This window comes from Shewanella gelidimarina, assembly GCF_023283945.1.
GTDB classification, from domain to species: domain Bacteria; phylum Pseudomonadota; class Gammaproteobacteria; order Enterobacterales; family Shewanellaceae; genus Shewanella; species Shewanella gelidimarina.
Genome location: NZ_JAKIKW010000014.1, coordinates 67,508 through 82,260 on the forward strand (window position 1 = coordinate 67,508; position 14,753 = coordinate 82,260).

The 14,753-nt window shown below is 42.6% G+C and carries 10 protein-coding genes; 2 read left to right on the top strand and 8 right to left on the bottom strand.

Going from position 1 to position 14,753, the window contains the following annotated elements; translation table 11 throughout:
* Window positions 1-138: 138 nt before the first annotated feature.
* Entirely contained in the window at window positions 139-3,420 is a 3,282-nt protein-coding gene (locus tag L2729_RS12985; protein WP_248988658.1) for a S41 family peptidase, read from the bottom strand.
* Window positions 3,421-3,663: 243 nt separating this feature from the next.
* On the opposite strand from L2729_RS12985, the gene L2729_RS12990 reads away from it, so the two are divergent.
* Window positions 3,664-4,077, top strand: coding sequence for a hypothetical protein (locus tag L2729_RS12990; protein ID WP_248988659.1), 414 nt, complete (start codon window positions 3,664-3,666; stop codon window positions 4,075-4,077).
* 67 nt (window positions 4,078-4,144) lie between these two features.
* On the opposite strand, the gene L2729_RS12995 is transcribed toward L2729_RS12990, so the two are convergent.
* The 3 genes from L2729_RS12995 to purE form a co-directional block, all read right to left on the bottom strand.
* The gene (locus tag L2729_RS12995) at window positions 4,145-4,774 is read right to left on the bottom strand and encodes a hypothetical protein (protein WP_248988660.1); all 630 of its coding nucleotides are present in this window, start codon (window positions 4,772-4,774) and stop codon (window positions 4,145-4,147) included.
* Entirely contained in the window at window positions 4,767-5,321 is a 555-nt protein-coding gene (locus tag L2729_RS13000; protein WP_248988697.1) for a sigma-70 family RNA polymerase sigma factor, read from the bottom strand. Before L2729_RS13000 ends, L2729_RS12995 begins: the two co-directional genes overlap by 8 nt.
* Before the next feature lie 320 nt (window positions 5,322-5,641).
* On the bottom strand, window positions 5,642-6,145 hold the full coding sequence (purE, locus tag L2729_RS13005) for a 5-(carboxyamino)imidazole ribonucleotide mutase (protein WP_101090631.1): 504 nt from the start codon (window positions 6,143-6,145) through the stop codon (window positions 5,642-5,644).
* Window positions 6,146-7,046: 901 nt separating this feature from the next.
* On the opposite strand from purE, the gene L2729_RS13010 reads away from it, so the two are divergent.
* Entirely contained in the window at window positions 7,047-8,258 is a 1,212-nt protein-coding gene (locus L2729_RS13010) for a sensor domain-containing diguanylate cyclase (RefSeq protein ID WP_248988698.1), read from the top strand.
* 500 nt (window positions 8,259-8,758) lie between these two features.
* Here the strand turns inward: L2729_RS13010 and L2729_RS13015 are convergent, their stop codons facing one another.
* The 4 genes from L2729_RS13015 to L2729_RS13030 form a co-directional block, all read right to left on the bottom strand.
* Complete coding sequence (locus L2729_RS13015) at window positions 8,759-9,376, bottom strand: transglycosylase SLT domain-containing protein (protein WP_101090630.1); 618 nt, start codon at window positions 9,374-9,376, stop codon at window positions 8,759-8,761.
* Window positions 9,377-9,499: 123 nt separating this feature from the next.
* A complete protein-coding gene (locus L2729_RS13020) occupies window positions 9,500-9,907 on the bottom strand; it encodes a hypothetical protein (protein WP_248988699.1) in 408 nt (135 codons plus the stop codon).
* A gap of 23 nt (window positions 9,908-9,930) precedes the next feature.
* Window positions 9,931-11,496, bottom strand: coding sequence for a glutamate--cysteine ligase (gshA, locus tag L2729_RS13025; RefSeq protein WP_248988661.1), 1,566 nt, complete (start codon window positions 11,494-11,496; stop codon window positions 9,931-9,933).
* A gap of 177 nt (window positions 11,497-11,673) precedes the next feature.
* A complete protein-coding gene (locus tag L2729_RS13030; protein WP_248988662.1) occupies window positions 11,674-14,511 on the bottom strand; it encodes a M16 family metallopeptidase in 2,838 nt (945 codons plus the stop codon).
* Between the last annotated feature and the right edge of the window lie 242 nt (window positions 14,512-14,753).

Genomic DNA, 14,753 nt, shown 5'->3' on the forward strand with positions numbered 1-14,753 from the left:
GCGATGATGCTTAACAACTTAAAGAATGCATTGATTAGGAGGGAGTCACCTTGCAAAAAAAAGAGCGTTATCAACCTGGGAACTGCTTGGCCAATAACGCTCGAAACACTTAAATATAAAAGATACGACAGACTAAAATTAGTGAGCTTTTTTTACGTCTTCAGCCATACCTTTAACGGGCAAGGCGTTCGGCACAAAATCGACTTTGGGTTGTTTCTTTAACGCTTGTTGTAAGTAATCCATCGCCTTTTCAAGCTGGGCATCTTTGCCAGTAAACGTAGCGTATGGCAGGTTGTCGACTTCGATGTCTGGACTCACGCCACGACCTTCAATAATCCAACTACCGTCCATTGCATATTGCGGATACTCGGCAACACGTGCCATGCCTTTATCGGTTAATGAGTTTCTCCCAGACAACCATACTCCTGCACCCGCGGTTTGCTTCCCGATAAGGGGGGCAATGCCCAACGCTTTAACACCTGCTGAGAAGGTTTCACCATCTGAATAGGTCAGTTGATCGGTTAACACCACTAATTGGCCATTAAAGGTTTGCTGCATGTTACCTGATGGTGTGCCGTGGGTCGGCGCCCAAAATGCCCATGTCCGTCTAAGGAGTTTTTCAATTATCCAACTATCAATATTGCCGCCTCGGTTACGGCGAACATCGATAATCAATCCATCTTTGTCATAATTGGCGTAGAATTCACGCGCGAAACTGGCGATATCACCACTGCCCATAGCGTAAAGATGCAAGTAACCAATCTTGCCATCGCTTGCATCATTAACAGCGCTACTGTTATGAGTAACCCAATCTAGATATCTGAATTTTGCGTTGGCAGATGCGGTGATAGGTTTAACGATAGTTTGGTGTGTTTTATTGCCACGTTTAAGTAACAACAGCACCTGCTTTGCGCTTTGATTGCGAATAAGACGAGTGACATCAGCAATATTATTCAAGGTTTTACCATTGATCGCTAAAATCACATCACCCACTTTTGCGTCTACACCCATCTTATTTAACGGCGCTGCTTGTGATGGTATCTCTGGATCGCCTTGGTAAATATGCTCAATAACCACACCGGCTTTAGTCTGCTCTAGACGGGCACCTAAGCTAGCCGATCTGGCCTTTTTAGGATCTTTTGCAAAATCACCACCGCGCACTTGTGAATGCAGCGAGTTCAATTCTCCCATCATCATTTTAAAGATATCATTGAGTTCATGACGATCCGTTAAACGGTCAACTAAGGGTTGGTATTTAAGCTTGGTTTGCTGCCAATCAACACCGCGCATCTTTTTGTCGTAGAACGAATCTCGATGCATTAACCACGCATCCTCAAAAATTTGCTGCCATTCTGCGGCAGGTTGAATCGCTAACTGCCAGTTTTGCGTCTGCACCTTGGTGTGCTCGAGCTCTTTTGGCAGTTTGTCACCCGCATCAACAATCAACATCTCCTTGCCTTGCTTTGATTGCTTGCGGATAAACAGTTTTTTACTGTCGACAGATAATGTATATGAGCCTACATCTTTAGAAAATGTCTCTACCTTAGGACCTAAAGCGGCAAACTTAACCACTTTCAACGATGATTTACGGCTACCGACGTCTTTGTCCAGTAAGTACAGTTTATCTTCGCTCAATTGCAGTGAAGAATAATTTCCCGCAGGCACTGGTACTTGCCATAATCTTGAAGACAAACCATCCCAATCAACCTGCGTTTCAGCCTTGTCGTCGCTATCTTTTTTGGGCTCGCTCAATAGCTCATTAGGCTTTTGAAATGCAAAACGAGCCTTGTTGTTAAGCGCAATAGCAAAAATCTGCGTACGTTTATTGAACATTGGCCCCAAATTTCTATCGCCCCAAGGCGAACTAGGGGTGGACACAAACTTACGGTTTGAAAGGAAGTATAGCCAATCTCCGTCTTTACTAAAGCTCGGTGAAAACGATTCATATTTATCGGTAGTGATCGATTGAGCTTTATCTTTTTTAAGCGAATAAAGTACGATCTGTGGACGCGCTTTACCTATTTCAGCTTTGGTTAAAGCCATAAACTGACTGTCGGCAGACCAAACAATATCTGCATATGGGCCTAAGCCTTCACCTTGAGTAATGATCTTTTGGTTTCGAGACTTTTTTAAATCTAACAGCCAAACATTGCCATCGTAATCATCGTGTGCCAAATAACGTCCATTTGGCGACAAGTGCAGATCCATGCGCAGTGCTTTGCCATTTTCGGTTAACTGTTTACGCTTATCGCTGCCATTTGCGGCAAACTGCCAGATCTCCTGTTCGCCGCTAATATCACTAATACCATAAACCCACTTGCCATCTTTGCTCATGACCGCGTTGCGGATCCGGCTATCTCCTGGCAGGGCGATTTCAACGAGCCTTTGACCGTCTGTTGACGCGACAACCACATGGCTTCGAGCCGTGATAACCACTTTATCACCTTGCGGCGTAAACCTGGTCGAGGTTGCGTACTTCATCGGCTCAGTGACCCAATGCTCACGCTTATAGGCAAAGTCGGAGGTAAGCTCTATATCAACCGCTATCTCTTTATTTGCCGCGATATCAAATAACTTAATATCGGCGCCTTGTTGGAATACAATGCGGCCTTCGTTGAGTTTGGCACTTCTTACCTGCCACTCTTTATAATGCGTGTGTTGCTGCAGATCTTTGCCATCGATTGACATAGACCAGATATTGTCATTACCGTCGCTATCGCTGATAAAATACAAGCGAGATTGCCACAACATAGGTTGTCTAACAGAGCCATCATGTGTCGCTGCGAGCTGCTGCGCTTCTTGTTTAGCGCCTAATTTGAACCCCCAAAGCTCTCCTTTAGCGCCGCCTCGATAAACCTTGGCGTTGTCGCCTGTGGTTTGTAGGCCAAAACGGGTGAAATAGACATACTCATTTTGCTCGTCAATCACACCTTCTATCGCATCTGCTAGCGGTAAGTCAGTGGTCACTAAGCTCATTGGATCAACCGTGCGCAATACCCAGTAATTGGCGGGACCAAAGGCATTATCAGTGGCATAAAGCACTTTGCCATCACTCGTCCAGCCTTGCACTCTCACACGAGAGTTTTCGAAACTAACGCGCTTGGCTTGACCCCCTTCAATGGCAATAACATAGACTTCAGACGAACCTTCATAGTTAGCAACGTACGCAACAAACTTGCCATCGCGAGATATTGTCGCACCTAATTCTTCAGCCGGTAAACTGGTTAAGCGCCTCGCTTTTGACTCTCCAAGATCTTGAGTCCAAAGGTCGCCTTCTGCAGTAAAGACTAAGGTTTGCTGGTTTAACGCTGGCGAACGAAAATAACCGGCTTTATCGCTAGCATCAGAGGCAAATGTAGGAGCTATATTGATAGTGCCAAGGGCTAACATGCAACAGGCAAGTGAGTGACGAAGTTTCATCTAAAGAAGCCATCCTATTGTTATTTTTATTAATTGAGAGCAATCCAAGCCAAACAAAATAGCAAACTTTTAGCTACGCTTCAGTAAAATAACAACAAAGAATTATTAGCAAATGTGTTTTGTATTTAACTCACTGATATGTTGTAGGCTTTTGCTATTGCCCACTTTCAACTACGCTTAATCAGCTTAGTGATTTTTTTGCTGTGAAAGGCTTTAATAATTAATATATTCAACGAGGTATAAATGGTCTCAGACTATCAACGCCCTTCATTGCGGGATGATCCACGCGTTAATAAGGCATTACTGAATATGCCTAGCAGATATGCTAATAGTTATACTGAGGCACAGCTTGTCTATTTCAGGTTCGCGCTTGTCGATAATCAGTGGCAAAAGCACTTTATTGATCATCGAGGCACTTTTTATTTTCCCTTTATTGGTTGGCGTTTTTTCTACGTATTCCTGCTAGGCAGGAACAAGCGAGCGTTAAACAGAAAAGAGAAACAACTATCGGTGCTGATTTTTGCCCTTTCAGTGGTGGCATTTATGGTTATCTCAATGGTCTTTGGACTGCTATTACTTTACTTACTCAAGTCTGCTTTGGGGATCGACCTGTTCGAAAACAGCTCTTTAGGCATTTGGGATTGGTTTAAGAGTTAATACGATACTCAATAATAAAGTGCCGACTGGATAAGCAGGCACTTTATTTTGAGTGTATTGAATGTTGCTATTTCTGCTGTAGCTTGAGCAGTGTTTCTAATTCATTGAAGCGTTGATTTAACGGAGCATTAACCAACAACGTCGCCGCATAGTCACTCTTTATCTGCTGTAAATCACGTTCTGCCTGAGCATAATCTTTTTGACTGATTAACTCAGATACCTTATTAAGGCTAGCAAGCAGTTGTTGATTTACCGTCTCCACTCTTACAGCATCTTGATTATTATCAAGGCCATTTGATTGCTGCATTAACGGTGTTTTCGCCGCCTTTTTAACAGTATCGCCAGCTGACATATCAACCTCTAACGTTTGATTCGGAGACGCTATTCTCATCAACGCAGGAGCTGGACTGTCTTGCGGTGTCATCATTAATGTGGGCATCGCCTCATCACTGATGTCACCCGTCGGTACGGGTGGATTAATCACAAATAGAGTGACGACCATTAGCACTGAAGCTGCAGATGATAAAGACCAGCGATGCTGACGCCAAAACGATTGGCTGTTTAACTTAGGTTTTGCGTTGGTAACAGACAAATTTAAGATAGCTTTATCAAGTGCTTTCGGCGGCTGTTCCTGCGTTATCTTTTGATAAAGCGCATGCACCTCTTTACGAATATTATCATCATTATCGTTAATCATATTCCACCTCTTGCCACTTTAAGTCGACACAGGCCTTGAGGCCTTTTTGGGCATAACGCAGACGACTCTTAGTTGCTTCAAGTGTCGCGCCGGCAATATCGGCAATCGTGGCTGCGGTAAAGCCCATTTCAATATTGAGTAGAAACGCTTCTTTTTGAACATGGGGCAGATCTTTAACACAATTTTTGAGTAGCTGAGCCTTCTTCTGCTGCTGTAATTGTTGCTCTGGCGTGTCAATCGCACTGGCTAGCATTGCATCAGGATCTTGTTCAGTGTCATAAACGTCACTGAAACTACTCTCAGGCTTTTTAGCTCTGACATGATCAATAATTAGGTTATGGGCAATACGGTATAACCAGGTGGTAAACTTTGCTTTAGCCTCATAGGCAGAGGCTGCTTTAATCACCCGACTCCACGTTTCTTGGTACAGGTCTTCCGCAAGTTGCTTGTCGTAAATCTGCCGTACAAAATAGCGATATAACGGCGCTTTATGTTTGTTGTATAACAATTCGAACGCGCGAGTATTACCGTCTGCATATTGCAACATTAACGCTTGATCAGGATCAGCATCTAAAGGTTGTTCTACTGTGTGAGTGGGCTGTAACACACCAAGGTCCTTACCAAAAATCTTATACATTAAGTCTGCATCGGTGCAGGTTGTTTGTCTATAGCACGAATACGGAAATATAGTGCCCCAAGCAATGTCAGTGTTGCTCTCTGGCAAATGACAGGGCAATACTGCCAATGCATTAAATGATAACGCGCAGTAAAAATAGAGCCGGATTTATTGAGGAGGTTTACAGTGGGTGTGACATACATAAAAAAAACCGCAGTAACATGACTGCGGTTTAATGTGATTAGCGTTGTTTAAGCAAGCTTTGCTTGTAGCGCTGCATCTTTAGCTTGAACCGCTTCAGCTGACTTAGCACGCTCTTCTTTCACTGCGACAGCAAGTGCATCATCAGCGACGGCTAACATTTGCGCTGCAAGATAACCCGCATTTTTAGCCCCAGCGCTACCAATAGCAACGGTTGCCACAGGCACGCCACCAGGCATCATCACTGTAGATAACAGTGCATCATGGCCTTGTAGTGGACCACAATCAATTGGAACACCAATCACTGGGCGAGTAGTGATACCAGCAACGGCACCCGCTAGATGTGCAGCAAGGCCTGCTGCACAAATAAATACTTTACATCCACGCGCTTCGGCGTCAGTCACGTAAGCATGAGTCGCCGCAGGTGTACGATGCGCCGAGGTCACTTTAGCTTCAAACGTAATGTTAAAAGTTTTTAATACATCTAAAGTTGATTGCATTGTAGGCAGGTCAGAATCAGACCCCATTAATACTGCAACAAATGGTTTGCTCATTTTTATTCCTTCCGTAGGGCGGTACATTATTATATTTGCGCGCATTATAATGATAATAAGTGCAAAGAGTAAACAGGCTTCCCCCAAAGCCAATGCCGCAATTATCCCTAAGCTTTGAATGGACTGCAAATAACTTATTAGTACATATGTATAACAAATTAATACGATAGCATCATAGCCGTTAATTTAACGCTGCTAATGCGCTTACAGCGAGCTAGACACTAGGTTTAATTACCTCCTGCGCATCAAACAGGCTGATAATGTATCATTTTGTAGAAGCTACGAAACCATGATGAGGCAAATAGGTCAATCAAAGGGTTTACGCATATATTGACGCTAATCGCTCGAAATATAACGGTTCTTCAATCAAACCGTTTTGTTAAACTTGCTCAAGACGCTGCCAACCAAATTTTTTATGCAAGATCATTTATTTCACCAAATTCGCTTGTTTGAAATGTTCTTTTTGCCTATTATTTAAGTTAGTTATGATTGATTTGGCTAAAGTGATTTTTAGTAACAGTATTTTTAATCTAAGTACCTTTGGCTAGGGGCTGTTGATCTTTTACGGTTGTTTTTGCCGCAGTTTATTGGCTATTTTGACAAGGCGGAGGCGATGTCGTTTAGTCATTCTCCACAAATAGCCTACAACACCGTAAAAATAGCCAAGAAGCGCGGCCCTTTGGGTTCGTTTCAATGCTTTTAGTCTTTTATGACTAGAATGCGTTACGAGCTTTTCGCTTAGGTTGCTAAATCATCGCTCAAGCCTTGTACTAAATCATTATTCTTTACGGGAAAGAGTCGAACAAAAACTAAGCTCGAAAGATCAACAGCCCCTAGAGTCTTTTCAAGTTTTTGGATGCAACAAACAAATGGTTTGAACAAATAGAATAGGATATTCATGTTGTCCATCAAAGATAGTTTAAAAAAGAAGAAAATTGATGCGCTGGATTTAAAGACACATCTAGCTTTGCTCGGCGTGCCTTTACTCTTGCTTTTTATCTGTTGGATTATTTTCTTTAGTATTAGCGCAAATCAAAATTCAGTCGCAAATTTGCTCTTGATAAGTATTATCTATCTACTCGGTTACAGCCTAAATTACTATTTCCATCAAGGCCGGCTCAGTCGACTATGGGAACACCTACTGCAGGTAGTCCATGTTAATGAGACCACCTTTGAGTTAGTTAATATTGCTAACCAATATCAAGATGAAACCGCCTTTCTGAACGCGTTACTCAATAAAGCCGTTAGCTGTATTGACGGTGCTGAAATGGGCACCATTATCCGGGTTGAACATGATACAGGTTCCTTATCATTTGAGTCTGCTGTGGGCATTGATATTAACAAGCTCAGACAGCTCAATATCCATTTGGAACAATCTTTTGAATATCGGATAACAAAAGGTAAATGTGACCGAGTGGTGGTCATTGACGACATGGAAGCCATTAATGCTCACAGTTCGCTAAGCGCTTCAGATCAAGATGTCTTGCTTGAGGCACCCTCAATACCAATACGCTCGACACTATCAAGCCCAATTCATATCGATGGTAAGCTTTACGCAATGCTCAATTTAGACAGCGGTAAAGTAAAAGCCTTTAGTCATTATGATCGAAATCTGGTCGCGATATTGACTCATGAGGCGGCGAACGCAATATCTCTTTACCAAAAAACACACAAAATCAATATGCTAGCTAACTTTGATAGTTTAACCGGTTTATATAATCGCCAGCGCTTTGAAGCCCTCGCTAAGGAATGGACCTTAAAGCCTCATTTTGGCAGTTATTTAGTATTAATCGATATCGATAATCTAAAGACCATTAATGATCACCACGGACATCAAGCCGGCGATGCCGCACTACAAAAGGTAAGCCGTTTACTGAAAGCTCAGTGGCACCAAAAGCAGTTAGTCGCCCGTTACGGTGGAGATGAGTTTATCGCCCTTTGCCATGGTCCATTAGAACGTATAGAAAGCGAGATCATTGCAATAGAGACTGACCTCAGTGAACAAGGCGCTGTCTCCTTTAGTTATGGAATTGAGCAATATAACGGCCAATGGAATAAAACCTTAAAGGCCGCTGATGAGGCAATGTACCGTAATAAACGGGGCAAAAAATAGCGATACGCAAATCCGTTTTAGTATTGTATCTAACGTTGCTGAGGTCGCTTTTTGCTCTCTTGCTTGCTCAGCAATCGTTTTTAAACTGCTATGAACATCTTGGCTAAGTCTGGATATTTCACATGATCGATAGTTAATGCTTGAAGTTGAAGTTGAAGTTTGTTGTCCCTGAATACTGTAGTTAATGTTGCAGGTACGGGTCAAGCTGTTGAAAAACAATGCCTATATTAGCAATATGTTTGCGATACCCGTTCACATTGCAATAAGCTTTATGTGCAACTTGTGATCATAATTATCTTGCATAAGAAGTTCTGACTTGAGGGCGTAGTCATGGGTTTAATTTTAATCGCTGCAGCAGAATAAAATTGATTTAACAAACTATCTACATAGTTATCGCCCAAAACAAAAAATATAGAGGGCGGGACATTTGCCACAAAAAAAGCCAGTCACACAATGACTGGCTTTTAAAAAAAATAATCAATTAATATGAGTCGAGTTATCTACCCAAAAAACAATCGCCACAACCAAGATGAATCAAGATCCTCTTCGCATTGTCTGTACTGACCCGCATAACGCTTAGAGCGATCGTCGACTTTTTTAGCGACTTTAATTAACCAGGCTTTTTGGTTATAAGTTTTACGTTTATAGCCGCCCCAGCCTTCATGATAATTTAGATATTGATTACGTGCGTCCCACTTAGACACCCCGTTAATTTTATTGGTCTTATAAATAAACCAACCCATGAAATCCATGGCATCATCAAAATCACTGCGGCTTGACCAAGAGTTACCCGTCTCTCTCACATAGTCATCCCAAGTCATGGTTTTAGCCTGAGCATAACCATATGCGTCACTCGCTCTACCTGTCGGTATGAACCCTAAAAAATACTCCATTGGCGGCGCGGCATTATGTTTAAATGAGCTTTCTTGATACATCATTGCCAGTGGAACGTGCACAGGTACGCCCCACTTTTCTCTGGTATTTTTGGCGGCGCTATACCATGAACGATTCTCTTGAAATATCGAACATAGATTTTCGGGATCTTTGGGAGGAGGAGTTGCGCAACCAGTTAAAAATGTTGCCAAGATAACAGTCGCAAGTAATGCAGGCCATTTCATAAAAATTGATACCAACGGACAATAATAGCAAAGTGCTAGTGTCACATTGATAGCTTGAATATGCAATTGGGGTTTAATTAAATTGTGTTAAAAATCAGACAGTGAAACACATCATTGCAACGATTATCGCGACGCAGGAAGCTCACAATTGTAGGACTCTTGTTGCCATACTTCTGGTTGCCAAAAGCCGCTATCTTTACCTCTATAGACTTTGTCGCTATTAAACTTAGCGGCTAAGTGATAGCGCGTATTGGCTTCTACGACCACGATCAAATCTTTTGGGGTACGAGATGCCAGCGAGACTTTTAAAGTCGGTGAATCGATTAACTCCGCCAGCGTAAAGCGGTGTTTGCCAACGCTAAGGCGATAATTAGGCTGAGAAATCACAGGTTTGCCATCGAGGTGGGTAACGACTGCTCGATAGATCCCAAGCTCTGGCTCAGGAGCCAAAAAGCTTGAGACGGTGCCACATTGATGACTGCTATCGGGTTGCGATGCGCAGCCAGATAGCAGTAATACCAACACCAACATAGAGGCGTTAAGCTGTTTCACCGTTATTGCTCGAAGTAATCAGCGAGAAATTGATCAAAACTAACTTCATCAAGCGCCTCACTCGCCGCTTGCTTGCCGAGTGACGTTTTTGCATCTTGCTCATACCGAGCCAACACAGAGTCGCTAATAGGCAGGTCTATAAGTTGCTGATGATATTGCTGTGCAAGCTCTTTCACCCAATGGCCGTGATCAACTTGTTCCTTTTGAAGCTTAGTCATGATCCGACCCGATAAAGTCTCATCAGGGTTCACGACCGCTTTATGCCAGTGCGCTAGAGCCTTTTGATACTCCCCCTCAACACCGTCATCAAGCAGTTCAGCAATCGAGCCTAAGTTAATAAATAACGTTTCGAGCCACTGTGTCAACGAAATGTCGGCACCATTCTGACTCAGGACTAAGCCTGGTTTACGCCCTTCTAACACAACGGCTTGTAAGTTAGCTGAAATTTCAGCTTCTTCGGTTTCGTCGCTGTTGCTTGATGGTTGTAATAAACAATTAAGCAGGAACATATCCAAGAAACGAATTTGTGACTTCTCAATACCAACCGCGCTATAGGGGTTAACATCAAGCGCCCTGACTTCAATATACTCAACGCCTGCACGCGCTAAAGATTCAGAAGGTTTCTCATTTCCTTTGGCGACTCTTTTGGCTCGTATAGGAGAATAAAATTCATTTTCAATCTGTAAAACATTAGCGTTAAGTTGACGATATTCGCCTTCGACTTTGACACCAATTTGGGCAAAGTTTGCAGATGGCATATTGATAGCGGCGTTCATGCCATCAAGGTAAGAAGATAGATTGTTATAACTAATGTCGAGGCTATCTTGTTCTTGATTGGTATAGCCTAAATCACTCATGCGCAGCGATGTGGCGTAAGGTAAATAAAGCGTGCCCTTGCCAATTTTTTCGAACGGTAGCGTCGTCTTTTGATCTTTAACAAACGATCCGCATAGGGCGGGTGATGCACCAAATAAATAAGGTAACACCCATACCAAACGGCGATAATTACGAATAAGGCCAAAGTAAGAATCAGAGATAAACTCTTCTTTACTCAACGCTTTATTAGATAATTCATAAAGCCGTGTCCAAAGATCGTCAGACACGGAAAAGTTAAAATGCACTCCGGAGATAATCTGCATGAGTGCGCCATATCGATAGGTTAATCCTTTACGATACAAACGTTTCATTTTGCCATTATTTGAACTGCCATAATCAGCAATCGGAATGTCAGCAACATCACCCACATAGCAAGGCATACTGACCGGCCACAATTGCTGGCCATTTAAGTTACGCACGCTATACGCATGTGTATATGTTAAATCTTCAACGAGTTCATCAATGTTTTCAAACACGGGAGTAATAAACTCAAGCAAGGACTCACTATAATCGGTCGTGATCCGCGAATGCATTAAGGCAGAGCCTAATGCTTCAGGGTGACTATCCGTTGCTAAGTGACCTGTCTTTTCAATTCTAAGCGCTTCACGTTCAATGCCTCGCTGCATTGATTTTAGTGCTTGACGACTTGTCGGATCCGACAGATCCCCTACTAATTCATTGAATGATTTCAAAATCTTATTCTCTAGTACGTGACTTTAACCTAAAGCTCATGACAGTCAGACCTGCTTTAACTGACTAAACTTTCAAGTCATACCAAAATAGTCTTTACGTCACTGTCATGACGATTATAGATGAGGTAACCCCATTAACTAGGATTACCTCTTGTATATAGGGTCTCCCCACTTACTTTACAACTGTAAAACCTCAATTGGATAACCAAGTGTTGATAATTCAGACTCTATCTTGGCACGATCACCTACAACAAGAATAACCATATCGTCGATTTTCAACTGGCTTTCAGCCAATGAGTTCAACTCATCAAGTGTTATGTTATTGGTGATTTCAGTTTGCTGTTCACTGTAATTATCATCCAAGTTATAACGTTGAATATTACGCATTAAACCCGCTTTTTGGTAAGGAGTTTCGTAGTTAAGTGCTTTGGATTGTGAGATAGAGTTCTGCATAAAGCTAAGCTCGTCCTCAGTCATCCCCGTGGCTTGGAATCCATTAATTTCTTTAATAAATTCCACTAACGCTTCGGTCGTCACATCACTACGTACACTAGCAGTCGCTTGATAGAAACCTTGCTCTGGTCCTCCCGAGAAAAAGCTTCTCGCACCATAAGTGTAACCTTTGTCTTCACGAAGATTGAGATTAATACGGCTATTAAAAGCGCCACCCAGTGGATAGTTCATCAAGTAGGATTTGAAAAACGTTCCCGTAGCATCATAAGGCAGCGCGCGTTTACCAATTTTTATCACTGACTGCGCCGCTTCTGGCTTATCAACAATATAAATTTTCCCACCCGTAAATTCAGGAAGAACAGCTAATTCAGGAAAGGAAGTTTTAACCCCACTCCAACCGTTGAACCCTGTTAGCTTGGATAGCATTTGCGCTTCGTTTAGATTACCAACGGCCACTATTTGCGCATTACCCGCGGTATATTGACGTTTATAAAAAGCTTTAACATCATCTAAGCTAATCGCTGTTACTGATGCAATTGAACCACCACTGCTAACACCAAACGGGCTCTTATCACCGTATAACAGAGTACTAAATGCTCTTGAAGCCAAATAGTTTGGCTCCGTTAATTGCCGTTGTAGATTCTGTAATACCTGTTGTTTAACACGATCGAAATCAGCTTGATTGAATGCAGGTTCAAACAACTTCTCTTGGACAATTTTCATTGTCGCATCAAGATTTTCTGTTAGCGATGAAATCTGCAATCGACTTTGATAGCCACTGGCACCGAAGCTGACATTACTGCCAAGCATCTCTAATGCTTGAGTCAGCTCCTCAGAACTGCGCTTAAGGCTCGACTCATTCATCATTGACGCTGTTATCGACGCTAAGCCCGCTTGCTCTATATCAATAACGCGGTGGCCACCATTGAGGTAAACAACCACTTCAACGGTCGGCGTCTCGTTGGTTTCAGTACCAATAACCTCAATATCATTGGCCAGTTTACCTTGCCAAAGCGTAGGTATTTTTAATACGGGCGCGGCACCGACTGGCGGCACAACGTTGCGATCAAACGCTGACGTAATTTGAGGTGCGACATTAAGATCTTGAACCGCAACGGCTGCAATCTTTTCAGTTGGCGCGACAAAGTTATCGGCTTTAGCAATAAGCTGTTTTTGCCCTTGAGGCACAACGCTCATCACTACCATCGGCTTGTCTTTAATATATTTGTTAAACACCCGCATAACATCTTCTTTGGTGACATTGGCATAACGCGCCAAATCAGTACCAATCATATTGGGGTTACCAGAAAACGTTTCATTGAATGCTAGGCTTGAGACTTTTACCTGTACGCTTTGCAAACCAAAAATGGTGGCAGCTTCAAAATTGACTTTAACTTTTTCTAGGTCGTCATCCGTCACACCGCGTTGCTCAAATTCAGTGACTGAGTCACGCATGATTTTTTCTAAATCAGCTAACGTGCCACCCTGTGCTGGATTGGCTAATGCGTACATTGAAAACTGGCACGCCAATTCTTGACATGGATGACTCACACCGGCTTGGACCGCATAGCCATCTTTAACAAGATTTTTATAGAAGATTGATGTCTTACCACCACCTAAGATATTAGACAACAGATCCAAAGCGGGCTCATCTTCATGGCGAGCATAAACCGTTGGCATCGCCATTTTAATCAAGGGTAAATGCACTCGATCTTCCATCGACAGATAAAGTGTCTTATCCAGTGTCACTAACGCTTTTACGGGCGCCTTAACTTCAGGACCTGCTGGAATTTCACCAAAATACTGATTAACCCAAGCAAGAGCCTGCATCTCGTCAAAGTCGCCACCAATAGTCAATGTGGCATTATTGGGGCCATACCAGCGCTGAAAAAAGTGTTTAACATCTTCAACATCTGCTCGGTCTAAATCTTCTGGCCAACCGATAACAGGCCATGAGTAAGGATGACCTTGCGGATAAAATGCTTGATCAAAGCGCTCACCCATACGGCCATAAGGACGATTATCAATACGCTGTGCACGTTCGTTTTTGACCGTCTCACGTTGCACTTCAAACTTTTCTTCCGTTAGAGCCGGTAGGAAAAAGCCCATGCGATCAGATTCTAACCACAGCATTTTTTCTAACTGATTATTGGGCACGGTTTCGAAATAATTGGTTCTATCGGTATTGGTTGTACCGTTAAGGTTTCCACCCGCTTCAGTGACCATTTTAAAGTGTTGTTCATCAGCGACATGCTCTGACCCTTGGAACATCATGTGTTCAAACAAGTGTGCAAAGCCAGAGCGCCCGACTAATTCACGTCCTGAACCCACATGATAAGTCACATCAACATGGACTAATGGATCAGAGTGATCTTCGTGCAAAATAACGGTTAAGCCATTGGCTAATTCATATTTACGATAGGGAATACCAACATCCTGTCCTGAAAAACTTACCGACTCCAGTAAAGTCACACCTGCGGGTAATGTCGTTTCAGACTGTTGTTGACCGGCACATCCAAATAACGCGGCACTAATTGCTGCGGCTAATATCCATTTTTTCAATTATTATCTCCTTCGCCAGAATGCGATATCGTTTTATCATCAGATCAGTAAGCTATGCTTGGCACTAGTATTACCCAGTAAGCTTGAAACAACCAGTGACTGTTAATCAGTTTAAATCACTTACGATGTAAAAAAGGTTTTGCGATTTCTGCTAACAAAATATTTCCATCACCTTAATCAGCAATCATAGCTCATCTAGGCTTAAGCCATGAATCTATTATGGTTTCTATAGTTTTTACAGT

Bases quoted from the DNA above. Each gene is read 5' to 3' on its own strand.
- L2729_RS12990 (WP_248988659.1), top strand. From the start codon at position 3,664: ATGGTCTCAGACTATCAACGCCCTTCATTGCGGGATGATCCACGCGTT.
- L2729_RS12985 (WP_248988658.1), bottom strand. From the start codon at position 3,420: ATGAAACTTCGTCACTCACTTGCCTGTTGCATGTTAGCCCTTGGCACT.
- L2729_RS13015 (WP_101090630.1), bottom strand. From the start codon at position 9,376: ATGAAATGGCCTGCATTACTTGCGACTGTTATCTTGGCAACATTTTTA.
- purE (WP_101090631.1), bottom strand. From the start codon at position 6,145: ATGAGCAAACCATTTGTTGCAGTATTAATGGGGTCTGATTCTGACCTG.
- L2729_RS12995 (WP_248988660.1), bottom strand. From the start codon at position 4,774: ATGATTAACGATAATGATGATAATATTCGTAAAGAGGTGCATGCGCTT.
- L2729_RS13000 (WP_248988697.1), bottom strand. From the start codon at position 5,321: ATGTTGCAATATGCAGACGGTAATACTCGCGCGTTCGAATTGTTATAC.
- L2729_RS13020 (WP_248988699.1), bottom strand. From the start codon at position 9,907: ATGTTGGTGTTGGTATTACTGCTATCTGGCTGCGCATCGCAACCCGAT.